Source organism: Bradyrhizobium sp. Ghvi (assembly GCF_900115265.1).
GTDB lineage: Bacteria > Pseudomonadota > Alphaproteobacteria > Rhizobiales > Xanthobacteraceae > Bradyrhizobium.
Map to the genome: position 1 here is coordinate 526,888 of NZ_FOVU01000001.1, position 26,643 is coordinate 553,530.

General features: G+C 63.1%; 21 protein-coding genes. 9 read left to right on the forward strand and 12 right to left on the reverse strand.

Annotated features, from left to right (window positions below; all coding sequences use genetic code 11):
* Positions 1-242: 242 nt before the first annotated feature.
* From BM374_RS02535 to BM374_RS02555, 5 genes are all read right to left on the reverse strand, one after another.
* Positions 243-512: a GlsB/YeaQ/YmgE family stress response membrane protein gene (locus BM374_RS02535; RefSeq protein ID WP_092288987.1), complete on the reverse strand. Its 270-nt coding sequence runs from the start codon at positions 510-512 to the stop codon at positions 243-245.
* A gap of 234 nt (positions 513-746) precedes the next feature.
* Positions 747-2,162 (reverse strand): amidase, encoded by a 1,416-nt coding sequence (locus tag BM374_RS02540; RefSeq protein ID WP_092288988.1) that lies wholly within the window; start codon positions 2,160-2,162, stop codon positions 747-749.
* Positions 2,159-2,356: a hypothetical protein gene (locus BM374_RS02545; RefSeq protein ID WP_092288989.1), complete on the reverse strand. Its 198-nt coding sequence runs from the start codon at positions 2,354-2,356 to the stop codon at positions 2,159-2,161. Before BM374_RS02545 ends, BM374_RS02540 begins: the two co-directional genes overlap by 4 nt.
* A gap of 35 nt (positions 2,357-2,391) precedes the next feature.
* Entirely contained in the window at positions 2,392-4,620 is a 2,229-nt protein-coding gene (locus BM374_RS02550; RefSeq protein ID WP_092288990.1) for a CHASE2 domain-containing protein, read from the reverse strand.
* An 80-nt stretch (positions 4,621-4,700) separates the two neighbouring features.
* Positions 4,701-10,181, reverse strand: a complete 5,481-nt coding sequence (locus BM374_RS02555) for a VCBS domain-containing protein (protein WP_092288991.1) — start codon at positions 10,179-10,181, stop codon at positions 4,701-4,703.
* A 613-nt stretch (positions 10,182-10,794) separates the two neighbouring features.
* On the opposite strand from BM374_RS02555, the gene BM374_RS02560 reads away from it, so the two are divergent.
* Together BM374_RS02560 and BM374_RS02565 are read left to right on the forward strand one after the other, a co-directional pair.
* The gene (locus BM374_RS02560) at positions 10,795-11,526 is read left to right on the forward strand and encodes a transglutaminase-like cysteine peptidase (RefSeq protein WP_092288992.1); all 732 of its coding nucleotides are present in this window, start codon (positions 10,795-10,797) and stop codon (positions 11,524-11,526) included.
* 66 nt (positions 11,527-11,592) lie between these two features.
* Entirely contained in the window at positions 11,593-12,717 is a 1,125-nt protein-coding gene (locus BM374_RS02565) for a lysozyme inhibitor LprI family protein (protein ID WP_092288993.1), read from the forward strand.
* A gap of 52 nt (positions 12,718-12,769) precedes the next feature.
* On the opposite strand, the gene BM374_RS02570 is transcribed toward BM374_RS02565, so the two are convergent.
* From BM374_RS02570 to BM374_RS02595, 6 genes are all read right to left on the reverse strand, one after another.
* The gene (locus BM374_RS02570; protein WP_177248050.1) at positions 12,770-13,969 is read right to left on the reverse strand and encodes an ABC transporter substrate-binding protein; all 1,200 of its coding nucleotides are present in this window, start codon (positions 13,967-13,969) and stop codon (positions 12,770-12,772) included.
* A gap of 83 nt (positions 13,970-14,052) precedes the next feature.
* Positions 14,053-15,891 (reverse strand): AMP-dependent synthetase/ligase, encoded by a 1,839-nt coding sequence (locus BM374_RS02575; protein WP_092288995.1) that lies wholly within the window; start codon positions 15,889-15,891, stop codon positions 14,053-14,055.
* A 45-nt stretch (positions 15,892-15,936) separates the two neighbouring features.
* The gene (locus tag BM374_RS02580; RefSeq protein WP_092288996.1) at positions 15,937-16,725 is read right to left on the reverse strand and encodes an ABC transporter ATP-binding protein; all 789 of its coding nucleotides are present in this window, start codon (positions 16,723-16,725) and stop codon (positions 15,937-15,939) included.
* 4 nt (positions 16,726-16,729) lie between these two features.
* A complete protein-coding gene (locus BM374_RS02585) occupies positions 16,730-17,488 on the reverse strand; it encodes an ABC transporter ATP-binding protein (RefSeq protein WP_092288997.1) in 759 nt (252 codons plus the stop codon).
* Positions 17,485-18,636 carry a branched-chain amino acid ABC transporter permease gene (locus tag BM374_RS02590; RefSeq protein ID WP_092288998.1) on the reverse strand — a complete coding sequence of 384 codons (1,152 nt, stop codon included), beginning with the start codon at positions 18,634-18,636 and terminating at the stop codon, positions 17,485-17,487. The genes BM374_RS02585 and BM374_RS02590 overlap by 4 nt, the downstream gene beginning before the upstream one ends.
* Before the next feature lie 4 nt (positions 18,637-18,640).
* Positions 18,641-19,516, reverse strand: coding sequence for a branched-chain amino acid ABC transporter permease (locus BM374_RS02595; protein ID WP_092288999.1), 876 nt, complete (start codon positions 19,514-19,516; stop codon positions 18,641-18,643).
* A gap of 273 nt (positions 19,517-19,789) precedes the next feature.
* Between BM374_RS02595 and BM374_RS02600 the strand changes: the two genes are divergently transcribed.
* From BM374_RS02600 to BM374_RS02630, 6 genes are all read left to right on the forward strand, one after another.
* Positions 19,790-20,539: an ABC transporter ATP-binding protein gene (locus BM374_RS02600; protein ID WP_177248140.1), complete on the forward strand. Its 750-nt coding sequence runs from the start codon at positions 19,790-19,792 to the stop codon at positions 20,537-20,539.
* Positions 20,536-22,062, forward strand: a complete 1,527-nt coding sequence (locus BM374_RS02605; RefSeq protein ID WP_092289001.1) for a permease — start codon at positions 20,536-20,538, stop codon at positions 22,060-22,062. Before BM374_RS02600 ends, BM374_RS02605 begins: the two co-directional genes overlap by 4 nt.
* 148 nt (positions 22,063-22,210) lie before the next feature.
* Positions 22,211-22,606: a type II toxin-antitoxin system VapC family toxin gene (locus BM374_RS02615; RefSeq protein ID WP_092289002.1), complete on the forward strand. Its 396-nt coding sequence runs from the start codon at positions 22,211-22,213 to the stop codon at positions 22,604-22,606.
* A gap of 200 nt (positions 22,607-22,806) precedes the next feature.
* A complete protein-coding gene (locus BM374_RS02620; protein WP_092289003.1) occupies positions 22,807-23,622 on the forward strand; it encodes an MBL fold metallo-hydrolase in 816 nt (271 codons plus the stop codon).
* Positions 23,623-23,692: 70 nt separating this feature from the next.
* Complete coding sequence (locus BM374_RS02625; protein WP_092289004.1) at positions 23,693-24,637, forward strand: EamA family transporter; 945 nt, start codon at positions 23,693-23,695, stop codon at positions 24,635-24,637.
* Positions 24,638-24,711: 74 nt separating this feature from the next.
* Entirely contained in the window at positions 24,712-25,233 is a 522-nt protein-coding gene (locus tag BM374_RS02630) for a hypothetical protein (protein WP_092289005.1), read from the forward strand.
* 109 nt (positions 25,234-25,342) lie between these two features.
* Here the strand turns inward: BM374_RS02630 and BM374_RS02635 are convergent, their stop codons facing one another.
* Complete coding sequence (locus BM374_RS02635) at positions 25,343-25,798, reverse strand: cupin domain-containing protein (RefSeq protein WP_092289006.1); 456 nt, start codon at positions 25,796-25,798, stop codon at positions 25,343-25,345.
* 207 nt (positions 25,799-26,005) lie between these two features.
* On the opposite strand from BM374_RS02635, the gene BM374_RS02640 reads away from it, so the two are divergent.
* A complete protein-coding gene (locus BM374_RS02640; RefSeq protein ID WP_244552517.1) occupies positions 26,006-26,593 on the forward strand; it encodes a hypothetical protein in 588 nt (195 codons plus the stop codon).
* The last annotated feature ends 50 nt before the right edge of the window (positions 26,594-26,643 follow it).

Below are 26,643 nucleotides of genomic sequence, written 5' to 3' on the forward strand. Positions count from 1 at the left end.
CTTTCGGGTAAGGGGCAAAGCCCCTGATTTCCAAGGCAAAATCGAGGCTTACCTCGCCCCGCATTAATATCGGGTATTCCCCGCTTGCAACGCAATCGAATTAATCCGGGCCTCGTCACATCTACCCCCGATGACCCGATGCGCAAGTCCGGTATTTCACAGGATTTACGGCTTTTTCCGGCAAGGACGGCGCCTCTCCCCAGACAAGGGAGAGGCGGAACGTTGATTGAACCGCGAACCCGCTAGAGCCGGCCGCCGCCGCGCACCAGCCGGACCACCAGCAGCAGGATGACGGCGCCGATCGCGGAATAGATGATCTCCGAAACCAGCCCGAGGCCGAGATGGATGCCGAGCTTTGGGAACAGGAAGCTCGCGACGAATGCGCCGGCGATGCCGATCACGATGTCGCCGATGATGCCGAACCCGCTGCCCCGCACAACCTTGCCGGCGAGCCAGCCGGCGATCAGGCCGACGAACAGGATGATGATGAGGCTTTGGCCAGAAATATACATGAGTTGAAGTCCCTCTCCGTGAACGCGGCCATGGAACCGGAACCGGGATGAATGGAGTCTGAATGATGTTCAGGATTCCCCAACGAGGCGGGCCAGACAAAAACGCGAAAACAACCCCATGCACAGTAGACATCGACCCGCCGGTGGGCCTGAGGTGGATTGTGACAACGCCAAGCCCGCGCAGAGGATTTTCAGAAGAAGCCGCGTCAGGCAGCGCAGCTCGGCGCTTTCGTGTCACGACGGCAGCTTGGGGACCCGATCGTGAAAGTCGGTAACGCGCTGGAACGCGGCGCCGATGGTGAGCAGGGTCGCTTCATCGAAGGATCGGCCGATCAGCTGCATGCCAACCGGCAGTCCGCTCCTGGTGAAGCCCGATGGCACCGTGAGCGACGGCAGGCCGAGGAAATTCACCGGGCGGGTGAACAGCGTCAGCCGTTGCAGCAAAGCCGGCGCGTTCGGTCCGCCGCCGACATCGCTCTCCTCGATCGTCGGCGCCGGGATCGGTGAGGCCGGAGCGATGATCGCATCAACGCCTGCAGTTGCCGCATTGTGCGCGGCGAGTGCCGGCCCGCGCCAGCGCATCGCCTCGAGATAGGTTATGGCGGGAATGGCGAGACCGTTCTGAAGCCGCATCAAGGTCTGCGCGCCATAATCCTGCGGCCGCTCGATCATCCAGCGCTTGTGGAAGGCTGCCGCTTCAGCGGCCAGCACGAGCTGGCTCGCCGAGGACAATTGCCGCTGATCCGGCAGCTCGACCTTGACGATATCGGCGCCTTCGCGCTTGAGCACCGCGAGGGTCTCGTCCAGCACGCGCGCGACCTCGCCATCGAGATCGTCGACATAGAACGTCGCGGGCACCCCTATCTTCAAACCCTTCAGCGAGCTCTTGGTCGCTGCGACATAATCCGACAGCGGCTCATGGCTTGCGGTCGAGTCTTCAGGGTCGGGGCCGGCCATCAGTGCCAGCAGCAGCGCGCAATCCTCCGCGGTGCGTGCCAGCGGGCCGACCGTGTCGAGCGATTGCGACAGCGGCATCGCGCCGGCGCGGCTGACACGCCCCACCGTGGTCTTCAGCCCCGTGACGCCGCAGAAATGCGCAGGCATGCGGATCGAGCCGCCGGTGTCCGAGCCGAGCGCCGCATAGGTGAGGCGCGCGGCGAGCGACGAGCCGGAGCCCGAGGACGAGCCTCCGGTGATATGCGCGACATTCCAGGGATTGCGCACCGGGCCGTAATGGGCGTTGTGGCCGGTCGGGCCATAGGCGAACTCGGCCAGATGCAGCGTGCCGAGGCGAACCTGCCCGGCGTCCTTCAGGCGCTGCAACGCGGTCGACGTCACCGCCGGCACGAAGTCCCGGCGGATCAGCGAGCCGCAGGTCGCGACCTTGCCGGCATCGTAATACATGTCCTTGTGCGCGAGCGGCACGCCGTGCAGCGGGCCACGGAGCTCGCCCCTGGCGAGCTCGGCATCGGCGGCATCGGCCGCCTTCAGGGCGGCTTCCGCTTCGATCGCCATGAAGGCATTGAGATGCGGCTGCCACTGCGCGATGCGCTGCAGCAGCGCCCGCGTCACCTCATGCGAGGAGACTTGCTTCATCGCGATCGCGCGCGCGACCTCGGTGAGCGTCATCAAGGCCGGCTCAAGCCTCATTTCGACACCTTCTGCGTCTGCGTGATCGGATAGTGCGCGGGCTCGAGGTCGAACGGCAGCGTGCCGGCGATGGCCGCAAAGCCCTCGAAGGCGGGTCCGATGGACGCAGAGATGCGCGCTGCGATCTCGTCATCCACGGGAACGCCGGCGATTTGCGCGATCGGCTTGATCTCTCTCGGTGTCGGTCTTGTCATGCAGTCGTCTCCCTGTGAGAGCTCTCACGCATCCATTACTTCGTCAGCAGCGCATACGCCCCGGTCCAATCCTGCGGCGGCGGATTGGCCTGAAACTCCTTGATGCGCGCCTCATACAGTTTGAACAGCTTCTCCAGCGTGTCGGCGTCCTCGCTGCGGCGGCCGCGCTCGATGGCGTCCAGCGCGCCCTGCCAGTCGCGGCCGCGGTAGCAGCCGAGCATCTCGATGGTGATGTTGCGCAGGCGCTGGAAAGCGGCCGACCGCATCACGTCCTCTCGGCCGGCGATGGCGTAGATGACTTCCGGCTCGCTCTTGCCCTTGACCATGATGAAGTCGAGCTCGAGGATCGCGAACCTGTCCTTCGCCGCGAGCGCGGTCCGCGAGCCGACAATGATCGGGAAGCCGTATTCCTTGGTCTGGCCTTCCAGGCGCGAGGCCAGGTTCACGCTGTCGCCGAGCACCGAATAGTTCTTCTTCAGATCGGAGCCCATATTGCCGACCACACCGACGCCAGTGTTGAGACCGATGCCGACATTGAGCGGAATGTAGACATGGCCGCCCTCGGCGGCCTCCTGCTCGCGCTCCCGGTTGACGGTGTCGATCTTCTCCAGCATCTGGATCGCAGCTTCGCAGGCGTTGATTTCATGCTGCGTATCGGCGAGTGGCGCATTCCAGAACGCCATGATGGCATCGCCCATATATTTGTCGATATACCCTTTCCGCTCGATGATCACGTCGGTGAGCGGCGTGAGGAAGCGGTTCATCAGTGCGATGAGCCCTGGCGGATCGTGCTTGTAGCTCTCCGAGATGCTGGTGAACCCCCGCACGTCGGAGAACATGATCGTCATCTCGCGCTCCTCGCCGCCGAGGACGAGCTTTTCCGGCGACTGCGCGAGCTGCTCGACCAGCACGGGCGACATGTATTGGGCGAACTGGCCGCGGATCTGCTTGCGCTGCTGCTGCTCGCGGACGAAGCTTGCGAAAATCAGCATCAAATAGATCGCGGTGGTCGAGAACAACGGATAGGTGGCATCGATCAGAAGGCGATAGCGCACATAATAGTACCAGGAGAAGCCGATCAGCACGGAGGCGAACAGTGCGCCGACGCCGACCAGCGTGACGGGCCCAAACCTCGGAGCGAATATGATCACCAGAAGGCCCAGGATGATGGCGGCGAAGAACTCGATTGCGAGGCCGTAATTCGGCTGCGAGATGATCGAGCCGGTCAGCGTGCTTTCCAGCACCTGGGCGTGGATTTCGACGCCCGGCACGGCGGGATCGACCGGCGTCGTCTTAATGTCGTTGAGCCCCGCTGCCGAGGTGCCGATCAACACCAGCCGCTGCGCGATCCGCTCCGGCGCGACCCGCCCCTCCAGCACGTCGACCGCGGGGATGTAGATCGAGGGATCATGATGGGCGAAATGAACCCAGAGCAGACCGTTCTTGTCGGTCGGGATCGTGAAGCGCGGCACGCCGACGCTGACGATGCCGTCGCGATCGGTCTTCACCAGCATCGTGTTGGAGCCCGACACCACCCGCAGCATCTCGAAGCTTAGCGACGGCAGGATCAGGTCCTGGGCCCGCGTGATCATCGGCGGCCGGCGGACGATGCCGTCACGCTCGGGCTTGATGGTCAGCAAGCCACGGCCGGCGGAGGCCGCCTCGAGCACGGCAGTGTTTCGCAGCAGGCCGGGAAATTCGTACAGGAAGGGATGCGGATCCTCGCCGAGGGTCGCCAAGCCGGTCTGCGGCAGCTTCTTGTCGAGGTCCGAATTGCTGACAGGAAGGCCGGTCTCGCCGAGCACGACGCGAGAGCCCTTGATCGCTTCGGCGAACGCCTGATCGTTGCTCGGCAGCGCCCTGAGTTTCTCGCGTGTCGCCTCGTCCAGATTGCGGAAGGTCTCGGCTGCAAGAGCAGGGTTGAGCCGGTCGGGCTCGGGGAACATGACGTCGAAGGCGATGGCGGCGGCACCGAGCCGGGTCAGATTGGTGACGAGCTCGGCGAGCTTGGTTCGCGGCCATGGCCACTGGCCGACCGCCTTCAAGGTCCGATCGTCGATGTCGATGATGATGACGGGCTTTTGGGTCTTATGACGGGGATCGATGCGCTGGTACCAGTCGAAGGCGCGGACGCGCACCTCCTCGACCACTCTCGGATCGGCGATACGCACGGCCGCAAACACGACCAGCAGCCCAAGGCACACCAGCCGCGCAAAGCCGAACTTTTGCGCGAACCACCGGCGCCAGATCTTGAGACGTTTCATACTGGCTGAATATCACGCTTTAACGACGAATGGCAGTTCCCACCGCACGTCCAGGGCGATCGGCGGTGTCCACGCGGTTCTCAGGAATGAACGATGAAGTCACTCGCATGGAGGCTGCCGGCTGTGACGCCCTTCAGGAGGATGGTGTCAGCGCTATCGATCGTGATCAGGGTGTCTGCGGAATTTGTCGGCGACGCCGCGACGTGCTGAGCCATCCAATCGGAAACGCTGTCAGCCGTTACGACTGCTGACAGGTCGATCTGATCCTGATTGGGCGTGAAATTCACGATCGTGTCGTGATTCGAGTTGGCCGCAAACACGAACTGTTCCTGGTACCCCGTACCGAAGAACACATCCTTGCCGGTCGTGCCGCCGAGGCTCGCGTGAGAGTCCGAGTTTTCGGCAAGATTGAAAATCAAATTGATCGTATCGGTCGCGCCGTGACCATCGGCCACCGTCAGCGTGATCTTGCCGGTCGACGGTTCGCCGCTGCCTTCATTGTAAGTCACCGTGTTCAGCATTGCATTGATGGCAGCAAAAGTACCGGTTCCCGAGGACGGGTTGACGCTGCTGCCCGACTCTGCGGTGGTCCCCTGAAGCGTGAAGGTTTCATTCGCCGCAGCGTCTGCGTCGGTGACTTCGAGACCGTATACGACGATACGCTCGTCATTCGGTTGTGACACGCTGATGTTGTCGACGTTGAAGATGGGCGAATCGTTCGCGCCAGTCACACCAACCGTGAGCGTCGCCGTGCCGGTCGCACCATGCACGTCCTTGGTCTGCACCGTGAAGCTATCGGTGTACTGGCCCGCCGAGAGCGCATCGATCGCGGCGGCGTTCGGAACGTAGCAGTAGCTGCCGTCGGCGCCGACGGTCAGCGCGCCGTACAGGCCGTTGACCGTCGTCGTCCAATCGTGATCCGCATTGAGGACGGCATAGGTCAGCGTCGCGGTCTCTCCGCTGTCGGCATCAGCGCCCGCCAACTTTCCGGTGAGGTTCGAGAAGGTATCGGTCGCCGCCGTGTCGGTGAGGGTACCGATATTCAGATTCGACAGGGTCGGAGCATCGTTGGCGCCGGTCACGTCGACGGTGAATGTCGCCGTGCCGGTCGCGTCGTGCACGTCCATTGTCTGGATCGTGAACGTATCGGTGTAGGAGCCCGCCGGCAGCGCGTTGATTGCGGCGGCGTCGGGCACGTAGTCGTAGGTGCCGTTGGCATTGACGGTCAGCGCGCCGTAATGGCCCGCGACCGTCGTCGCTGCGCTGTTGTGCGAGTCGAGCACTGCGTAGGTCAGCGTCGCCGTCTCGCCGCTATCGGGATCGCTGCCGACCAGCGTGCCGGTGAGGTCGGAGAAGGTGTCGGTGACGGCAGTGTCTACGAGCGTACCGGCCTCGACCCCCGACAGTGTCGGCGCATCGTTGGTCCCGGTGATGGTGACGGTCACATCCTGCGTCGCCGCGGCACCGTGGTTGTCGGTGAAGGTGACGGTGTACACTTGTGTGATGGTCTGACCTTCGGCCAGCGACTGCAGCACCGGATCGTCATCGTTCAGACTGAAGTGCCAGCCCAGCGTAGCGCTGTCGTCGGTATCGCTGCTGGACTCCGTGACCGACGGGTCGACCGTGAACGTGCCGATATGCGAATCGGCGCCGAAGCCGGATAACGCGGAGCTGACGGATGATGATTTGAACACGGCCGTCGCCGTGTGCGTGTCGATCGGATCGGCATCCTTGAACGCCAGCGTGCCGCAGGTCGACAAGGTCGGCGTGGCCGCATCCTCGATCACCCCGCCGCTGGCGGCCGCCGCATCGCTCGTCACGATCGGCGCGTCATTGGCGCCGTTGATCGTGACCGTGACGTCCTGCGAGACCGTCGCGCCATGATTGTCGGTGAAGGTGACGGTATAGATTTCGGTGATCGACTGGCCCTGGGCGAGCGACTGCAGCACGGCGTTGCCGTTGTCGAGGCTGAAGTGCCAGCCCAGCGTGGCGCCATTGTCAGTGTCGGTGTTCAACTCCGTCACCGACTGATCGATCGTGAAGGTCCCAAGCGGTGTATTGTCGTTGAATCCAGGCAGATGCGCGCTTGACGTAGAGGATTTGAAAGTCGAGCTCGCGGTGTGTGTGTCGATCAGATCGAGGTCCTGGATCGCCAGCGTGCCGTCGATTGACAGCAGGGCGCTCGTATCCTCGGTCACCGCGCCCGCTGCAGCCGCCGCATTGCTGGTGATGGTCGGCGCGTCGTTGGCACCGTTGATGGTGACCGTGACGTCCTGCGAGACCGTCGCACCGTGGTTATCGGTGAAGGTAACCGTATAGACCTCGGTAATCGACTGGCCCTGGGCCAGCGACTGCAGCACCGCGTTGCCGTTATCGAGGCTGAAGTGCCAGCCCAACGTGGCGCCGTTGTTGGTGTCGGAGTTCAGCTCCGTCACCGCCGCATCGATCGTAAAGGTCCCGAGCGGCGTATCATCGCTGAACCCGGGCAGATGCGCGCTCGATGTGGACGATTTGAACACCGCCGCGGCGGTGTGGGTGTCGATCAGGTCGAGGTCCTGGATCGCCAGCGTGCCGCCGACCAGCAGGGTCAGCCCGGTGTCTTCGGTCACCGCGCCCGCTGCGGCGGCCGCGTTGCTCGTGATGGTGGGCGCGTCATTGGCGCCCGTGATGACGACCGTGACGTCCTGCGAGACTTGCGCACCGTGATTGTCGGTGAAGGTGACGGTATAGATTTGCGTGATGGTCTGGCCTTCGGCCAGCGACTGCAACAGCGGATCGTTGTCGTCGAGGCTGAAGTTCCAGCCCAGCGTAGCGCCATTGTTGGTGTCGCTGTTCGACTCCGTCACCGACGGATCGATCGTGAAGGTGCCGATATGGGTCGTGCCTTCGCTGAAACCGGGCAGATGCGCACTCGAGGCCGACGATTTGAACACCGCCGCGGCCGTATGGGTGTCGATCAGGTCGAGGTCCTGGATCGCCAGCGTGCCCCCGGTCGATAGCGTCGGCGTGGCCGCATCTTCGGTCACACCGCCCGTTGCGGCGGCCGTGTTGCTCGTGATCGTCGGCGCATCGTTGGTGCCGGTGATGACGACCGTGACGTCCTGGGTGACTGTGCCGCCGTGATGATCGTCGATGGTGACGGTGTACACTTGCGTGATGGTCTGGCCTTCGGCCAGCGACTGCAGCACCGGATCGTTGTCGTCGAGCGTAAAGCTCCACCCAACCGACCCGACCGTGCTCACGCCCGGACTCTCGCTCACCGCCGTCAGCGCAAACGTGCCAATATGGGAACTGTTGTCGGCGAAGCCAGGCAGATGCGCCGTCGACGCCGTCGATTTCAGAGCAAAGCTCGCGGTGTGGGTATCCGTGAGATCCGGATCGTTGAAGGTGATGGTGCCGACAGCCGACAAGGTCGCCGCCGCATCCTCCTTCACCGCACCGGTCGGGGTGGTCGATGCCGCCACGATCGTCGGCACATCGTTGGTGCCCTCGACGCTGACATCGGCGCCATTGATGGACACCGTGATCGGCGTGTTGACGACGCCGCCGTGGCCGTCGTCGACCTGAACCACGTAATTGAGGACCAACGTCTCACCGTCGGCGAGGAAATCGAACAGGCGGTCGGGAACACTGTACGTCCAGGTCGCGAAACCGTTGTTGCTGTTTCCCGCGCCCTGCACAATGGTCAAGGGCAGCTCGACGGCGGCGACCGCAGCAAGCTGCTCCGGCGTCAGCGATGACGTGATGTCGTGACCATGCGCGTCGAGATATTTGAACGGCTGGGTGGTCGAAAGCGCCGCGCTGACGATCGGTCGATCCGTCAGATCGACATCGGTGAAGCTCACTGCACCGCTAATGGTGTCCAGCGCGGTGTTGCCGGTCCCGACCTTCTCGATGACGGTGCCGCCCGACGTTGCGACGGTGGGCTTGTCGTTGGTGCCCGTGATCGTGATGGTGATCGGGATGAACGTGGTTTCGGGCTGGACTGCGAAATTGTCGTCGACGCGGACCATGTAGGTCAGCGTCAGCGTTTCACCGGCCGCCAGGAAGTCGAAGACGTGGTCGGGGATCGTGTAGGTCCAGACCGCCGAACCGTTGTTGGTGTTGCCGCCTTCAGCAACGACGCTGATCTGGATCTGGGTCGCGGCGATGTCCAGCTTCTGGAGAGCGGAGAGCGAGCCGGTGACATCGTGCTGGCCGGCGTCCTTGTAGACATAGTTGGGCGCATCGGCGAGATTCACCGACACGGTCGGCCGGTCGCCGAGATTTTGATCGACGAACGTGATCCGGCCGGACACGGTATCGGGCCCGATGCTGTCGCCGGTCGCATCCGAGTGATCGGCGGTTGCGCTCGTGTGCTCGGTCAGCTTGAACACCGAAGTCACGTTGCCGTTGGCATCGAGGCTGCGCGCTTGCGGCGGGCCGGGAAAGCGGTCGGCTCCCTTGTCCGACCCACTCAGGCCCGGGCCGGTGCTGTTGTTGCCCGTATTGGTGAAGGTCGCGGTCGCGGTGGCCCCGGTGTCCGTCTTGATCAAGACGATGTGGCCGTCCTGCGTGATCGTATCGGTGAAGTTCGTGGTGAGCTTGGTGTTGGTGTTGTTGTCCGTGAACTTCAGCGTGAACACGTCGGTGATCAGCTTCTGCACGTCAGGCGACAGCAGCGCGTTGGTGACGGACACGTTGCCGCCGCTGATCTGGATCATCTGGCCGGCCTGGTTGACCGTTGCGATCGGCAGCAAGGTCAGCTTGTCGAACAGGATGTAGGAGCCGGTGGTGCCGTTCGGCTCGACCAGCACCTGGAAGTTCGCCTGCGGCTGCGGATCGCCACCGCCTGCGGGAACGACGAAATTGATTTCGGTCAGCACCGCCGTGCCGCGGATGCCCATGGTGGCGACCGGCGTGTCGATCTTCATGTCGCCATGCTTGGCGGTCTCGCCGGCGACGAAGGTGATGGTGCCCGCAACCAGGCTGAGCAACGAAGAATTGTTCGACCCGTTGGGATCGTAGACCATCTCGTTCAGCACCATCCGCGCGTTGGAGGACAGGCCGAACACGGTGCCATCGATGAAGGTGACGCCGAGCGTCGAGTCTGAGCCGGTCGAGACCACGTCGCCCTTCTCGACGTTGTCGCCGTTGTTCAGGATGACCGAGACGCCGTTGCGGATCGCGGTCGCGCTGCCGCTCAGCTTGGTGACGTGGCCGATGACCTGCGCCGCGGCGGCACCGGGCGCGGCCTGCGCGACCTGAACGTAGCCGGTGAGCGCGCTGACGATGTCACCGGTGAGATGGGCGCCGTCGGGCGAAGCGATCGCCGCGCGCTTGTCGCCCCTGAAATAGTCGTGAACGACGAAGTCGTGACCGTCATGGGACAGCACGAGGTCGAGACCGGTGCGCTTGAACTCGCCGTGGAAGATCAGGTTGGGATCGGCAATGACGACCGCGCCGTCGGGCACGTGGCCGTGGGCTTTGGCAGTAAAGGAATCGATATGGCTGGAGGCGAGCGAGGGGGAACCCTGCCCGTTCAAGGAGAGCGCGGCGTCAAATTTGCCAGCGTAATTCAACCGGGCACCAAAAAGGGGTTAATATTTATGTAAGTATCGTTTGCCTAAGCTTGCATATCATTACCAAGTCCTTAGCGAAACCATCCATTGCTTGTGTGATTTCGCGTGACTTGGCGGCCGGTGCCTATGCCTATGGCGACATTGCTAGAAGAGCTGAAGCAACACCCGCGACTTTTGTAAACATAGCCTAGCTTATACGAGCACATTTGCCGAGCCTCCATGTATTCCAATGTATAAGTTTGACGGCGAATACATAGCTCGTCTTTTGCTCATAATACCCCGCGACATCCTGTGGCAAATACGGGACCAAATCTGTGAACCAACTAACAGAACCCGCGAAATAGCGACTCGTTAGCTATAACGCCTGGAATCGCGCCTACAACTTCTGCCTGCAATTGACTCCTTTTCGCGGCAGCAGGCCCTCTCCTAGCCGTCGATTCGTAAAATTTTTCGCAATTTGGACAGGCCCGCTTCAGCCTGCTCCGCGGTTTCGGCGCCCTATCCACGCGCGTTAAACAGAACAAAACGGCCCGTCTCGCACTATCTCCGCGAAAGCAACAAGCCGGCACGTCGAGGTCGAGGGGACCCAAGCGAAGCCGCAAGGGGATGTCAGATGGAGACCGCAGCTCGCCGGCGCGCCTGGCGCGTCATCATTGCTCTATGCGGATTGATCCTGCTCGGGTCGGTCGCCGATCTTCGTGCCGGCACATTGCTGTCGCCCGGCCCAGGCGTGCTCGTGCGCAAATCCGCCGAGCCATTCGGCGTGTTCGCCTTTGTCATCTCCGAGGGTGGCCTGCGGCAGAAATGGTTCGCGATGAAAGAGAAGTTCGACGACGACATGGTGCAGCTTGCGCTGTGCGACGGCGATCGCGACAATTGCGCCTCGCCCGCGGCGTTGAGACTGCTCGCCATCGTCGACCAGGCCCGCAGCCGCGAGGGCCGCGCCCGGCTCGGCGAGACCAACCGCGCCATCAACCTCGCCATCCGCGCCGCCAATGACGGCACTGATGACGTCTGGAGCTCGCCGCTCGCGACCTTCGCGCGCGGTGCCGGCGACTGCGAGGACTATGCCATTGCCAAGCTCGCCGCGCTGCGGCTTGCCGGCATCGCCGCAGAAGATCTCCGCATCGTCGTGGTGCGCGACGTCAGAGCAGGCGAAGCGCATGCGGTTGCCGCCGCAAGGCTCGACGGCCACTGGCTGATGCTGGACAACCGCCGCATGGCCATGGTCGAGGACGACAGCGCACGCAGCTACCAGCCGCTGTTCGTGCTCTACCAGTCGGCGGTGCTGAAATATGTCGGCGAGCCCCTGCAGTTCTCGATGGCGACCCCCGAAACGCATTGAACAAACCCGTTTCGCCGCGTGATTCCTGGCGCTAGCATGTCGCCCTTGATGCGGGGGGCGGCTGGAATGCGATTGATCGTGCTAACTGTGCTTGCGCTGCTGGCGGTCCCGGCAGCATCAGGTTTCGCGCAATCGGGCGCATCCGCTTCCTCCATCGCCGACAAGCTGCCGCAGTTTTCCAAGAACAACTGTCAGCAGATCCGCGACCCCGGCAATCAATTGTTCTGCGGCGACGCTGAGCTGTCCGCGGCCGCCGAGAGGCTGAACACGGCCATCGAGGCGCGGCTCGCGCGCCTACCCGATCGCCTGCCCGCGATCGAGGAGAACGCGATCTGGAATCGCCAGCGCAATCTCGGCTGCGGCATCGTCGGCCAGAATGCGATCCGCACTGAAGATTTCGATCGGGTGAAGGCCTGCCTGCTCAAGGTGACCGAAGATCGCGCCGCGATCCTGCGCGATCCGGATTTCGACTGTCTCGCGGCCAACACCGCGGCCGGCGCGCTGATCTGCGCGGATCCCTCGCTGGCGCTGACCGAGACCGAGCTCAACAGCCAGGTGCTCGGCCTGATCGGGAAGCTTGACCCGACCGCGGCACGCTTTGCGTTCGCCGAATACGGCCGCTGGACGCGCGAGCGCGATCGCAAGTGCAATCTGGTCGGCAAGGAGAACGTGCCGCTCGAAGAGCTCGGCTCCGCGGAAGATTGTCTCGCCGATTACCTCAAGCACAAGACCGACGAGATCGCGGCCGCCAAAGGCGATCCGAAGAAAGTGTTCGGCCGGCAGGTCTCATCCCGGGAGCCCGACACCGACGCCGTCGATTTCTGCGCCGCGCGCATCCACGCCGCCAATTCGTGCGGCAATTTCCTGCGCATCATCAGCGTCCACGCGCTCGACAGCCAGGCCACGGACCAGGAGGCGCAGGTCACCGGCGAAATCGAGATGGTGGTGCTGGCGCCGTTCACCACCTGCAGCAAGGTCGCCTCGACCTGCACCGGAACCTGCTGGGACGCGGCCACCGGCCGTCCGCAACCGGGCGCCGCCAACAAGGAGCGCGCCGCAGCCGCCTTCAACGTCACGCGCCGCCTGAGGATCCAGCGGACGTTTGCCTTCGTGAAGGCCGGCGACGGCTGGCGTTGCCGCGAAGACGAACTGGCGCCGGTGAATTCGGGGACGGCCAGCGGGGGATCGTAGTGAGCACTTACCCTCCCCTGGAGGGGCAGGGGAGGGTGAAAGCCACACCGCATCAAAACATCAGATTGTCCTTCACCAGAACCCAGCGGCCGCCCTTGACCTGCTGCACCTGGGTGACGGTGTTGGCGAGATGGTCGGTCTTGGAGAACTTGGTCGGCGGCGAGTTGAAGATGTCGAGGAATTTCTCGCCCGACTCCAGTGAATCGAGCATCTTCTGACCGGTCAGATCCTTGCCGGCCTTGTCGGCGTAGAACGCAAACGTCATCACCGCGTTGTAGCCGATGATCGCCTGCGTATTGGCATCAGTGCCGAACATCTTCTTGTAGTTGATCAGCCAGTCGTGGACCTTGCCCTTGGCGGTGTCCTCATAGGGAATCTCGAAGCCGCTCGCTGCATAGAGCCCTTCGACCGCATCCTTGCCGAGCGTCGGCACTTCCAGCACATTGGTTGGCGTGGCGCCGAGAAAGGTGACGTCCCAGCCGAGCTTCTTCGCCTCCGTCATCGCGCCGATGGTTTCGCGGATCACGGTGCCGAGCACGACGAGATCGCAGCCGTCCGACTTCATCTTGGCGACCTGCGCACTGAAGTCGGAGGCGCCGCGCTTGTAGCTCGTCACCGATGCCGCCGGAATCTTCATTGCGGTGAGCTGCTGATTGAAGCCGTCGAGCACGTTCTTCCCGTACTCGTCGTCCTGATGCATGATGCAGGGCTTCTTGAAGTTCTTCCACTCCATCATGTATTTCAGCGCCGCCCGCGTGCTCTCGACATAGGGCAGCAGATTGTTGAACTTCAGCCGCTCCTGCGGCTTGGCCGGATCGAACTTGAAGGTGAATTCGGCGGCCGTCAGCGGAAACAGCTGGAGCACGCCGGCATCGAACAGGATGTCCTGCGCGGCGAGCACCGTGGGCGAGCCCATCGGGCCGATCATCGCAAAGATCTTGTCGCGCTCGACCATCTTCTGCGAGGCCAGCACCGCTTTCTTCGGATCGTAGCCATTGTCCTCCAGGATCATCTTGATCTTGCGGCCCTGGACGCCGCCGGCCGCGTTGATCTCCTCGACCGCCATCTTCATGCCGTTGGAAACAGGCACGCCCCAGACCTTGATCGGGCCCGAGAGATCCTGATGGGTGCCGATGACGATCTCGCGTGCCGAGATGCCTTCATTGGTGACCTTGGTTTGCGCCGCAGCCGGCAGACAGGTGAGCGCCACCGCACCCACAGCAAGGCCGAACGCTTTCAACGATTTCGACATTGACGTCTCCTCTCCTTGGGGCCCATTCGACGCGAAGGGCGGGGCCATCACCGCTTCGCTGTTTTCGTCCTGCGCATGCCCGCTTACGCCACCGCGCGCTGGCGATACATCGCATCGATTTCGGCGGCATAGCGCTTGTTCACGAAATTGCGCTTCAGCTTCATGGTCGGCGTCAGCTCCTCGTCCTCCGGCGTGAGCTGGCGTTCGATCAGGTAGAACTTCTTGATGGTTTCAACGCGGGCAAAGTTCGCGTTGACAGCTTCGATCTCGTGCCAGATCAGATCCTGGATCTCCGTCGCGCGGCACAGGCTGGCGTAATTGGTGAAGGGGATATCGTGGTCCTGGGCGAATTTCTCGACATTCTCCTGGTCGATCATGACGAGGCAGGTGAGATAGGGCCTCTGGTCGCCGATCACGACCGCGTCCGAGATGTAGGGCGAGAATTTGAGCTGGTTCTCGATCTCCGACGGCGTGACGTTCTTGCCGCCTGATGTGATGATGATGTCCTTCATCCGGTCGGTGATGCGGACGAAGCCTTCGTTGTCGATGGTGCCGACATCGCCAGTGTGCAACCAGCCTCTGGCATCGATGGTCTCCGCCGTCTTCTCCGGCTGGTTCAGATAGCCCATGAACAGGAAATCGCCCTTGATCAGGATCTCGCCCTCGGGCGAGAGCGCGACCTCGCCCCAGGGCACGGCCGTGCCGACCGAGCCGAGCTTGATGCGCGCCGCCGGCATCATGGTGGCGACCCCGCAATTCTCGGTCTGGCCGTAGACCTCGTGCATGTCGATGCCGAGCGCGAGGTACCAGCGGATCAGGTCCGGCGCGATCGGCGCCGCACCGGTGAAGGCGATGCGGCAGCGGTCGAGCCCGATCATGCGGCGGATGTTGCGGAACGCGACCCCGTAGGCGATGCGGTTGGCGATGCGCAAGCCGAGCGGCGCCCTCCTGCCCTCGAGGCGGCAATCGACCATGCGGTAGCCGATCTTGATGGCCCGGCGGTAGACCCATTGCTGCAGCGGCGTCGCATCCTTCAGAGCAATGGTGATGGCCGAGTAGAACTTTTCCCAGATCCGCGGCACCGCGAGGAACACCGTCGGCTGCACCTCACGCAGATTGTCCGGCACGGTCTCCGGGCTCTCGGCAAAGTTCATCACCGAGCCGAGCGCGACCGAGATGTAATAGCCTCCGACCCGCTCGGCGACGTGGCAGAGCGGCAGGAAGATCAACCGGTCCTCGTCCTCCCGCGCCGGAATGAAATCGCCCGCGTGCCGCATCTGGTGCGTGACGCTGCGGTTCGCGTGCATCGCGCCCTTAGGCGGCCCCGTCGTGCCTGACGTGTAGACGAGCACGGCGAGATCATCGGCACCGCGGCTGCCGATCATCTGCTGCCACAGCGCCTCACGGCCGACCATGTGATTGCGGCCGAGCGCGCGAAACTCCTCGAACGACATCACCATGTCGTCGGAGAAGCCGCTGAGGCCCTCCATGTCGAACACGACGATCCGCTGCAGGCTGGGACAGCGCGCCCGGCAGGCGAGAACCTTGTCGAGCTGCTCCTCGTCCTCGGCGAAGATCACCCGCGTGGTGGAATCATTGACGAGGTATTCGACCTGGGCCGACGCATCGGTCGGATAGATGCCGGTGGAGACGCCGCCGGCGCACAGGATGCCCATGTCGGCGTAGATCCATTCCGGGACGGCGTTGGCGATGATGGAGGCGACGTCCCCGGGCATGAAGCCGATGGCGCGAAGGCCGTAGGCGATCTCCTTCGAGATCTGCAGCCATTCGCGCCAGCTCGTTGGCTGCCAGATGCCGAATTTCTTCTCGCGGATCGCAGGCCTATCGCCGCGCACCTCTGCCGCTCGCACGAAGCTCTTTGCGATCGTATCAGCGACCGTCAGAACCGCCGGTCGGGACATGTACGTCTCCTTTTTGTCGCCCTCGAGCTTTCATGGTCGAGGTCGTCATCTCCAGGTCTTCTTCTTTTTCCAGCGCCGTTCGCCTCGAGCGCCGGCCTCCTTGGCGCCAAGGTAGAATTCCTGAATGTCCTTCGAATGCATCAAACGGTCGCAGCTGTCGTTCATCACGACGCGGCCGATCTCCAGCACATAACCGTAATGCGCCGTCTCCAGCGCCACGCGCGCGTTCTGCTCGACCAGCAGGATCGACATGCCCTGCTCCTCATTGACGCGGCGGATGATCGTGAAGATCTCCTTCACCAGGATCGGCGACAGGCCGAGCGAGGGCTCATCGAGCAGCAGCAGCGTCGGCCGGTTCATCAGAGCACGTCCGATCGCGAGCATCTGCTGTTCGCCGCCGGAGAGCTGGCCGGCCGGCTGGTCGATGCGCTCCTTCAGACGTGGGAAATAGACGTAGACCCGCTCCAGATCCTCCGACACGCCGTCGCGATCCTTGCGCGGATAGGCGCCCATCATCAGGTTCTCGCGCACCGAGAGGAACGGGAACACTTCGCGCCCCTCAGGCACATGGCTGAGGCCGAGCCGGACGATGCGGTCCGCCTCCATGCGCTGGATCGGCTTGCCCATGAACTCGATCGAACCCTTTTGCGGGTCGAGAATGCCCGAGATGGTCTTCAGCACGGTGGTCTTGCCGGCGCCGTTGGCGCCCAAGAGCGTGACGATGCGGCCGCGCGGCACCTCCAGCGAGATGCCGCGGATCGCCATGATCGGACCGTAATAGCTCTCGATGTTCGAGAGTCTCAGGATGATGTCCGGGGCCACGGTCGCATCCATCGCGTCAGGCTCCCAGATACGCTGCGATGACGTCGGGGTGCTGCTGCACCTCGGACGGCGAGCCCATCGCCAGCACGCGACCGTAATTCAGTGCGATGACACGGTCCGAGACCCGGTTAACCAGCGACATGTCGTGCTCGACCATCAGCACGGTGACGCCGAGCTCGCTCTTCATGTCGCGGATCCAGAACGACATGTCGTCGGTCTCCTCGACATTGAGGCCGGACGATGGCTCGTCGAGCAGAATCAGCTTCGGCTCGGAGCAGAGCGCACGCGCGAGCTCGATCACCTTGCGCACGCCATAGGGTAGACCCGAGATCAGCTTGTCGCGATAAGGCTCGAGGTCAAGGAATTCGATGACCTGCTCGACCCGGCGGCGGTGCAGCTTCTCGTTGGCGCGCACGCTCGGCAGGAACAGCAGCTCCTGCCAGAGCTGCGTGGTGCAATGCCGGTGGCGCCCCACCAGCAGATTCGACAGCACGGTCGCATTCTCGAACAGCTCGATGTTCTGGAAAGTGCGGGCGATGCCGAGCCTGGCGATGTCGTAGGGCGGCTGTTCGGTGATGTCCTGGTCCTCGAATAAGATGCGGCCCGAGGTCGGCCGGTAGATCCGCGAGACCAGATTGAAGATCGAGCTCTTGCCCGCGCCGTTCGGCCCGATGATCGACAGGATCTCGCCCCTCTCGACCGCGAACGACACCGCATCGACGGCCTTGAGGCCCCCGAAATGCAGCGACAGGTTCTCGGCGCGGAAATAGCTCATCGGTTGCGCTCCGACTTCACGTAGATCTTCTGCCGTTTGAAGGTGGCGCGCTTGTAGAGCGGAAACAGCTGGAAGAACAGCTTGATCTTGAGCCAGCGACCGTAGAGGCCCAGCGGCTCGAACAGCACGAATAGCATGATGATGACGCCGTAGATCGCGCCCTTGAGACCATTGAGCGAGGCGAACGCCGCGACCTTCGACTGGATGTTTCCCGCGGTCGCCGTGCCTGCGCCAAGGGCCGCGGCGATGCCGGCAATGATTCCGGGCATGTCGTCCTTGAGGTAAGTCAGGAACGGATCGATCATCACGATGAAGATCGCGCCCAGCACCGCGCCGTGCAGGCTGAAGGTGCCGCCGATCAGGATCACGATGATGAACTCGATCGAGAGCTGCAGCGTGAACATCTCCGGCGAGATGAAGGAAAGTTTGTGCGCGAACAGCACGCCGGCAAAGCCCGTGATCGCTGCCGAGATCGCAAAGGACTTCACCTTGTAGAGCGCGACGTTGACGCCCATGCTGCGCGCCGCGGTCTCGCTGTCGCGGATCGCGACAAAGGCGCGCCCCGTCGGCGAGCGCAACAGATTGAGCGTGCCGACGATGGTCAGCACCAGCACCGCAAGGCAAAGGAAATAGAAGGTCGGGCTGTCGCGCGAGACCGTCACGCCGAGCAGCGACAGCGCCTTGACCCGCAGACCCTCATTGCCGTTGGTGACGCTCTCCCAGCGCGCCAGGATCTCCTCGACGATGAAGGCAAAGGAGATGGTGGCGATGACGAGATAGATGCCCTGAAGCCGCAGCGCGGGAAAGCCGACCAGCGCGCCGATACAGCCGGTCAGGACGCCCGCGGCGAGGAAATAGACCGGGAACGGCACATTGTATTTCTGCAAATAGGCGGCCGTGTAGGCGCCGATCGCGAGGAACGCGGCGTGCCCGAGCGAGGCCTGTCCCGTAAAGCCGGTCAGGATCAGCAGCGCAACGCCGACGGTGGCGTAGATGCAGACGAAGACGAGCTGGCTCATCAGATAGCTGGAGAGCACGTAGGGCGCGATCAGCAGGATCGCCAACAACAGGCCATAGGAGACGACGTAGCCCGAATGCGGGAACAGCCTGATGTCATCCTCATAGTCGGTCTTGAACAGGAAGCGCATGCGTTCAGACCTTCTTGCGGGCGTGAAGGCCGAACAGGCCTTCGGGCTTGAGCAGCAGCACGGCGAGCAGAACGATGTAGGGCGCGACGTCCTTCCAACCCTCCGGCAGATAGAACCCGGCCATGCTCTCGATCACGCCGATCAGGACGCCTCCGACGACCGCGCCGGGAATCGAGCCGAACCCGCCGAGCACCGCCGCCGGAAACGCCTTGAGCCCGAGCACGAGGCCGACATTGGAATGGATGAAGGTGATCGGCGCCAGCAGCACGCCGGCACAGGTCGCGACCGCCGCGCTGATTGCCCAGACGATCGACACCACGCGCTTGACGGGAATGCCCATGTAATAGGCCGCCAGCATATTCTCGGAGCTGGCGCGCATCGCGGTGCCGAGCGTGGTCTTGTTGAAGAACAGCCAAAGCAGCGCGCAGAGGATCATCGTCGCCGCGATCACCGAGAGCTTGTCATAGGCCAGCACGAGAGAGCCGATCCGCAAGACGCCCTGGCTGAACGGCGTGTCGATCTTGAAATCGTCGGTGCCCCAGATCATGCCGGCGACCGAGCGCAGGAAATAACCGAGGCCGATCGTGGCCATGATGATGGAGAATTGCGGATAGCCGAGGATCGGCCGCACCACAATCCGCTCCGCCAGCATGCCGAAAAGCGCCATCGCCGCCACCGCACCGGCAAAGCCGATCCAGTAGTTCAGGCCCATCATGCCGATGAAGGTGAAGGCGAAGAAGCCGCCCAGCATCATCAGATCGCCCTGGGCGAAATTGACGACCTCGGTGGCCTTGTAGACGAGTACGAAGCCGAGTGCGATCAGGCCGTAGACACAGCCGAGTGCAACACCGCTGACCAGCTGCTGAACGAAATCCAGCATCGCCGCGTCCTCCCGATGCAACCTGCGGTTCTTGACGACCGCATCGCCACATCTTGTGTCCAGCCGCTACGCAGTCGTCTCGCTGCGTGAGCACCATTTGTCCCGGCGCCAATTCAGCCTGAACCGCCAAGCGCTGTCAACAAACGGTGACTTCTAGGGTCTCTTGCCTTTAGTCCAAGATGGATGCCGGAATTTGCGGTCGCGAGATTCACGGGGCCGAAATATCTTCAGGCCATGGTCGCGACCGATGCAAAACCGGATGGTGTGGCCGTCATGAAGCCGGACAGCTCGGCGCTCGAACTCCGAGGGTTAACGAAGCGTTTTGACCGTTTGGCGGTCGATAGCCTCGATCTCACCATTCGTGCCGGGGAATTCTACGCGCTGGTCGGCCCGAATGGCGCCGGCAAGACCACCACTTTGCGCATGGTTGCAGGCCTGCTCAGGCCCGACGACGGCACGGTCTCGATCTTCGGGATCGACGCGCTCGTCGATCCCGTCGCGGCCAAGCAGGTGATGGCGTGGGTCTCCGATGAGCCCATGATCTATGACAAGCTCACCCCGCTCGAATATCTGGAATTCGTCGCCGGTCTCTGGGGCATCGCACCCTCGGTCTCGAAACCGGTCGCCGAGGAGCTCCTGAGCTCGCTCGGGCTCGAGCCGCACCGGCACGAGCGCTGCGAAGGCTTCTCCAAGGGCATGCGCCAGAAGGTCGCTCTCGCCGGCGCGCTGGTGCACGATCCCCGCCTCATCATCCTCGACGAACCGCTGACAGGACTCGATGCCGTTTCGGCCCGCCACGTGAAGGGACTGCTCGGCGAGCGCGTCCGCGCCGGCTGCACCGTCATCATGACGACGCATATCCTCGAAGTCGCCGAGCGCATGGCCGACCGCATCGGCGTGATCGCCGCGGGCCGTCTCGTTGCCGAAGGCACACTCACGGAGCTGCGTCAGCAGAACGGCCATGCCGACACCAGCCTGGAAGATCTCTTCATCGCATTGGTCACGCTTCAGGACGCGGCATGAGCTCGGCGACCGCGCTCTCCTGGTTTGCCCGTCACGAGCTCAGGCTCGCCTGGCGCGAATGGTTCGCCATGATGACGGGCGGCCGGCGCCGGCGTGCCCGCGCCGCCGTGATCGGGCTGGTGTTCTTCGCCGCGCTGCTGCACCTGCCCGCCTGGGCCGTGATCGGCCGCTTCGCCGATCTGCAGCTGCCGCTCGACAAATCCTCGCTGATCGTGATCTCGGCGACGATCTTGCTCGCGTGGACCTTGATGCTGTCGCAGGCGATCGAATCGGTGACGCGGGTGTTTTACGCCCGCGCCGATCTCGACCTGATCATGTCCTCGCCGGCGCGACTCGCGAATCTGTTCTCGGTGCGCATCGCCGCAATTGCGCTCAGCGTCACGCTGATGGCGCTGCTGTTCTCGACGCCCTTCATCGACGTGCTGGTGATCGGCGGCGGGCCGCGCTGGCTCAACGCCTTCGGCGTGATCATCGCGATGGGCCTGTCGGCCGCGGCGATCGCGATTGCCGTCACCATCCTGCTGTTTCGCCTGATCGGCCCGGCGCGGACGCGCTTCGTCGCCCAGATCCTCGCCGCGATCATCGGCGCCGGCTTCGTGATCGCGCTGCAGGTGGCGGCGATCATCTCGTATGGCACGCTGTCGCGCTTCACCATCCTCACCTCAGGCACCCTGGCCGCCCACGCGCCCGAGGTCGACAGCATCTGGTGGTGGCCGGCACGCGCGACGATGGGCGACAGCGCGGCGCTGCTGCTTCTGCTGGCGCTGGGGCTGGTTCTGCTCGGATGCGTGATGGCGATCTTCTCGGGCCGCTTCGCCGACACCGCGATCGACGCTGCTGCCTATGGCACATCGAGCCGCAAGCGCGCGAGAGAGCGCGCGTTCCGCGGCGGCTCGCGACAGCAGGCGCTGAGGCGCAAGGAGTTCATCCTGCTCTGGCGCGATCCCTGGCTGATCTCGCAAACCCTGATGCAGCTGCTCTATCTGGTGCCGCCAGCGCTGTTGCTGTGGCGCAGCTTTGGCGACAGTTCCGTGGCGCTGACGCTGATCACACCTGTGATCGTGATGGCCGCGGGTCAACTCGCCGGCGGACTGGCCTGGCTGACGATCTCGGGCGAGGACGCGCCCGATCTGGTCGCGACCGCGCCGCTGACGCCATCCAGCGTGACCCGCGCCAAGATCGAGGTGGTGCTGATCGCGATCGCCGCCATCTTCAGCCCGCTGGTTGCGGCCCTGGTTTTCGCCTCGCTGTTCCAGGCTGTCATCACGGCCGCCATGCTCATCGTCGGCGCGGCCTCCGCCACCGCGATCCAGCTCTGGTTCCGTGTCCAGGCCCGACGCAGCCAGTTCCGTCGCCGCCAGACCTCCTCGCGACTCGCCACTTTCGCCGAAGCCTTCTCCTCGATCGGCTGGGCGGCCACCGCCGCGCTGCTGCTCACGCTGCCGATGGCAGGCATCGTCAGCGGTCTTATGACCGCGGGCCTGGTTGCGATGACCTGGAAGTTCAGCCCAAAGCGCGAGTGAGGCGTCTCGGCTCCGTATTCCACTCGAAAGTAAGGCTAAATTGCCTTACTTAGGACGACAACGACTTCCTGAAAGGAAAAACGAACGGTCGATCGCTGTCCATCGAAGAGATGAATGAGATCATTGCTGACGGCTGGGCCGGCAAGCGATGAAGATAACACCCGACACAAACGTCCTGATACGTGTTCTTGTCGGGGACAACGTCGAACAGAGCAAGGCGGCTGAAGCCCTTCTAAAGAAGGCGGATGTGGTAGCCCTATCGATCTCCGCATTGTGCGAATTGGTCTGGGTCCTGTCGCGAGGCTACAAAGCTTCTGCTGCCAATATTGCGGCTTCGATCCGGCACTTGATCAATGCCTCAAACGTGGTCGTCAATCGGTCCGTCGCCGAAGCCGGGTTGGCGCTTCTCGATGCGGGCGGCGATTTCGTCGATGGTGTTATCGCCCACGAAGGCAGCTGGCTTGGGGCAGAGGTCTTCGTGTCGGTCGACAAAAAGGCCGTGAAATTGATCGAGGCGAGCGGCGGTTCGGCGCGGCTGCCATAGCCGCGGCATTTCGAGGTCGTCGTCAAGACCGGTGAACGAATGCACGGCGACAGTTTGACGGTTATTATCTTCTTGGAAGCACGGGTTGGTGCTGCGCTCTCGCTCATGTGAACGTCAGCCGGGCAACAGAAAGATCGGAAGTCAGGGAGATTCAACGTTACACTGCCTAGATGGCAGCGTGGCGATGGGGCAACTCCGCTATGTCTCGACTAATTCTTACGATCTTTGCTTTCTTTGGCGTATTCCTTTCACCTGCCCTCGCCCAGCAGCCGCCTCAGCGCAGCGAATGCCTGGCGATGGCGAACGCTGCGCCCCGCATCACGCCGGTCGCCCTCCGACAGACCGCCGCCGCGGCCGAGGTCGAGATCACCTATGCGGGCCATTCCACCTATTTCATCGACACGCCCGGCGGGGTGCGCATCGCGACCGACTACAGCGGCGCCTATCAGGTCGGCCGCCTGCCCGATGTCGTCACCATGAACCGGGCCCACAGCACCCATTATTCTCTCAATCCCGACAAGCGCATTCCGCATGTGCTGCATGGCTGGGGTGAGAACGGCAAGCCGGCTGTGGTGTCGGAGCGGATCGGCGACACCTTCATCCGCAACGTCACGACCGACATCCGCCGCTACTTTGGTGACGATTCCGGCGCGGACATGATCCGCGACGGCAACTCGATCTTCATCTTCGAGGTGGCGGGCCTCTGCATCGGGCATCTCGGCCATTTGCACCACAAGCTCGACGACAGCCATTTCGCCCAGATCGGGCGGCTCGACATCGTGATGGTGCCGATCGACGGCACCTACACCATGTCGCTCGACGGCATCTCGGAGATCACCAAGCGCCTACGCGCCTCCGTGGTGCTGCCGATGCACCGCTTCGCCACCCCCCTCGACGAGTTCATGCTCCGCATCGGCCAGCAGTTCGAGATCGACCGTCGTACCGAGCGCTCCTTGCGGATATCGCGCGACACCTTGCCGACGACGCCAACGGTGATCATCCTCGACGGCGTCTGACGCGCGAAACCGGAACGCATGATCCTGCTCCGACTTGGTTGCCTCGAGAACATCCTCGATCGGAGCAATCATGAGCAGAAGGTTCCTGGTCATCGCCGCATTCGCGGCCATCTACATGCTTTGGGGTTCCACCTATTTTGCCATCACTTTGGGATTGAAATCGATCCCGCCGTTTCTGCTGATGGCGCTTCGCTCGTTCTGCGGTGGCATCGTGTTGCTGGCCATGAGTGGCAGACAGATTGCGAGCGTTCCGTTGCGGACATGGGTCAATGCGAGCCTCTGTGGGCTGCTGTTCTTCGTGGGTTGTCATGGCGTGCTCGCTTTCGCGCAACAATCGGTTCCTTCGGGCGTGGCGGCGATCGTGCTTGCCACGATCCCGTTCTGGATCCTGCTGATCGATGTGCTGTTCCCCGGTGATCAGCGCCCCAGGCCTCTCGCCCTGCTCGCACTGGTGCCGGGCTTCTTCGGGGTTGGCCTCGTGGCATGGCAAAACGTCGCGCAGGCCGGCATCAGCGTTTTGCCCGTCGTCCTTCTGTTGCTGGCGGCGCTGTCCTGGTCGGTCGGAACCGTCCTGTCCAGGGGCATGTCGAGCCAGGCCTCCGCCATCCTGCTGTCGGGCATGCAGCTTTCGATCGGCGGTGCCGTGCTGTTCGTGATCAGCTGGCTGGCCGGCGAGATCGAAAGCTTCAGGCCGGGCAACGTCTCGCCGACGTCGCTCGCGGCTGCGCTTTGGCTGATCATCTCCGGAAGCGTGATCGGTTTCGTCGCCTACAACTGGTTGCTCGAGAATGTCTCGACATCGTTGGTATCGACCTACACTTTCGTCAACCCTGTCATCGCCGTGCTGCTCGGCACGCTCGTGCTGGGCGAGCCGTTCTCGCGCATGATGCTGCTTGGCGCAGGTCTCGTCATCATCTCGATCATCGTCATCTGGAGCGCCGAACGCGCAGGGAGTCGCCGGGCGAACGATCCGGCTGATCGGGACATGAGACATCTGTCTTTGCGCAAGACCTGACGATCACCGGCGGCAATTTTCTCCAAGTCGGTGGCAGCCGACTGTGCTGATCTCCGTGGCAACGGGAGATCGACATGACCGAATTTGCGAGATTGTTGCACGCAGAAGGACCCCACCCCGAGCACGCGGGGGCGCTTCAGCTTTACGGCCGCTTCGTCGGCGATTGGGAGGCCGAGATTACGGCCCACGGCGCTGATGGGACGAAGCACATCGCGCCGGGCGAAATCCATTTCGGCTGGGTGCTGGAGGGCCGTGCCGTCCAGGATGTCTGGATCATCCCGCGCCTTGCGGGCAGCCCCGTCTTTCCGATCGCGGGCAATTGGTACGGCACGACACTGCGCGTCTTCGATCCCTCCATTTCAGCGTGGCGGATTTCCTGGTTCGATCCGGGCCGCGGCGTATTCCGCCAGCAGATCGGCCGGCCGCGCGGCGAGGACATCGTGCAGGAGGGCACGACCGACGGAGGTGATCTCACGCGCTGGAGTTTTACGGAAATCGCCGACGATTCCTTTCACTGGCTCGGCGAGGTCAAGCCCGCCACGGCAGCCGATTGGCGGCTGGTGGTCGATGTGAGGGCGCAGCGACGCAAGAGCTGACGAAGACGTCGCCATGGAGCGAACGACCGTCATCATGTGAAAGAGGGGCCGGGATGTTGATCCCGCCCCCTCTTCCGTCGTGGCCGCTGGGAAGCGTCCTTGAATGGAGTTAGCCGGCACCCATGAGGGTCGCGGGACGACGCTCGCCGGGCGAGATGAACATCCGCTTCAGCTTGTTGACGACGCGGACCATGAAGCCGATCAGGGCCGGGTTTGTCTTGCGGCAGAAGGCGATCTTCTTGACGTAGCCTTCGACATGCCATTTGGCGTGCGCGCCGTCGCGGAAGAAGATGACGTCGCCGGCACCGTAGCGCTTCGGCGGGAGCCCGTCGCTTTCCAGCACGATCGACCCTTCCAGGATCATGATCGTCTCGTCGAAATCATAGTACCAGTTGAAGCGACCTTCGGTGCAGGACCAGATGATGGTCGAGGAGGTGCCGTCGGAGCTGGTCGAGAGAATGTGCGAACGCGAGACCGGGTTACCCTCGATGATCCAGGTCGGCTCGATCGGCCGGAGCTCCAGATCCACATTGCAACTACCAACTTCAATCAACGCGCGAGACATCTGCTCCCCCAGGGAATAATACAATATGTATGACCGGGTCTCGGCCCGGATTATTTCGAAAGATGTCGGAACGCTAATTGCCGGCTTTTAATTCTTTCTTACGCTGGCCCCGATAATCAGCCACAAGTTGCATACGCGAAACGGTTGACGTCGGGATTTGCCTGCAAATTCGGGCATATGAACCCATCTTTTCCGGGGTGCGACAAAGTGCGCGAAAGCGACTTGGAAGGAGCCCGATCGTTGCCCCTGACCCCTGATGCCCTGACAGCCCAAGGCGAGGTCGTCGCGTGGCTCGGCAGCCTCGATATTTCGTTCGCGTCGGACGAGGAACCCTGGTTCACGGTCGACGGGGCCGAAAGCCCCCGGCAGATCTGCAGTGACGGCTCAGGCGGCGCCTTCGTGCTGCTACCGTCGCAAAATGTCCTCTACGTCTCATCGGAAGGGCGCGCAGGCATCATCGCCGAAAGCTTCGAGGCCTTCATTCAGTTGGTCGTCGCCCGCCCCTATTGGCTCGACATCCTCAAATTCTCCGCCGGCGGCGATCTCCCGCAGATGCGGCGCGCGGCAGATGCGCTTGAGGCGACACTCGACGACGAGGACGACGTCAACGAGGCGCGAGAGCAAATCCGCGAACGCCTCGCCCTGCCGGAGGCAGACGACCCGGTCGGCGCGCTCTACGAGGCGGTCGCGACGTCCGACGCCATCGTCCGGGCCACCGACGGCAGCCCCTTCACCACGCTGTTCAATCGCTTCAGCATCGACAACAACCCGATGCTGCGCGACACGGCGGCGTGAAGGCGCTTGACCCTAGCGATGCGCCCGAAGTGTTCACGCCTGTCATGGCC

Excerpts from the sequence above, each read along its gene's own strand:
- BM374_RS02605 (WP_092289001.1), top strand. The coding sequence starts at position 20,536 with ATGAGCTCGGCGACCGCGCTCTCCTGGTTTGCCCGTCACGAGCTCAGG.
- BM374_RS02545 (WP_092288989.1), bottom strand. The coding sequence starts at position 2,356 with ATGACAAGACCGACACCGAGAGAGATCAAGCCGATCGCGCAAATCGCC.
- BM374_RS02535 (WP_092288987.1), bottom strand. The coding sequence starts at position 512 with ATGTATATTTCTGGCCAAAGCCTCATCATCATCCTGTTCGTCGGCCTG.
- BM374_RS02620 (WP_092289003.1), top strand. The coding sequence starts at position 22,807 with ATGTCTCGACTAATTCTTACGATCTTTGCTTTCTTTGGCGTATTCCTT.
- BM374_RS02615 (WP_092289002.1), top strand. The coding sequence starts at position 22,211 with ATGAAGATAACACCCGACACAAACGTCCTGATACGTGTTCTTGTCGGG.
- BM374_RS02625 (WP_092289004.1), top strand. The coding sequence starts at position 23,693 with ATGAGCAGAAGGTTCCTGGTCATCGCCGCATTCGCGGCCATCTACATG.
- BM374_RS02550 (WP_092288990.1), bottom strand. The coding sequence starts at position 4,620 with ATGAAACGTCTCAAGATCTGGCGCCGGTGGTTCGCGCAAAAGTTCGGC.
- BM374_RS02540 (WP_092288988.1), bottom strand. The coding sequence starts at position 2,162 with ATGAGGCTTGAGCCGGCCTTGATGACGCTCACCGAGGTCGCGCGCGCG.
- BM374_RS02575 (WP_092288995.1), bottom strand. The coding sequence starts at position 15,891 with ATGTCCCGACCGGCGGTTCTGACGGTCGCTGATACGATCGCAAAGAGC.
- BM374_RS02590 (WP_092288998.1), bottom strand. The coding sequence starts at position 18,636 with ATGCGCTTCCTGTTCAAGACCGACTATGAGGATGACATCAGGCTGTTC.
- BM374_RS02595 (WP_092288999.1), bottom strand. The coding sequence starts at position 19,516 with ATGCTGGATTTCGTTCAGCAGCTGGTCAGCGGTGTTGCACTCGGCTGT.
- BM374_RS02580 (WP_092288996.1), bottom strand. The coding sequence starts at position 16,725 with ATGGATGCGACCGTGGCCCCGGACATCATCCTGAGACTCTCGAACATC.
- BM374_RS02585 (WP_092288997.1), bottom strand. The coding sequence starts at position 17,488 with ATGAGCTATTTCCGCGCCGAGAACCTGTCGCTGCATTTCGGGGGCCTC.
- BM374_RS02635 (WP_092289006.1), bottom strand. The coding sequence starts at position 25,798 with ATGTCTCGCGCGTTGATTGAAGTTGGTAGTTGCAATGTGGATCTGGAG.
- BM374_RS02630 (WP_092289005.1), top strand. The coding sequence starts at position 24,712 with ATGACCGAATTTGCGAGATTGTTGCACGCAGAAGGACCCCACCCCGAG.
- BM374_RS02560 (WP_092288992.1), top strand. The coding sequence starts at position 10,795 with ATGGAGACCGCAGCTCGCCGGCGCGCCTGGCGCGTCATCATTGCTCTA.
- BM374_RS02565 (WP_092288993.1), top strand. The coding sequence starts at position 11,593 with ATGCGATTGATCGTGCTAACTGTGCTTGCGCTGCTGGCGGTCCCGGCA.
- BM374_RS02600 (WP_177248140.1), top strand. The coding sequence starts at position 19,790 with ATGAAGCCGGACAGCTCGGCGCTCGAACTCCGAGGGTTAACGAAGCGT.
- BM374_RS02570 (WP_177248050.1), bottom strand. The coding sequence starts at position 13,969 with ATGTCGAAATCGTTGAAAGCGTTCGGCCTTGCTGTGGGTGCGGTGGCG.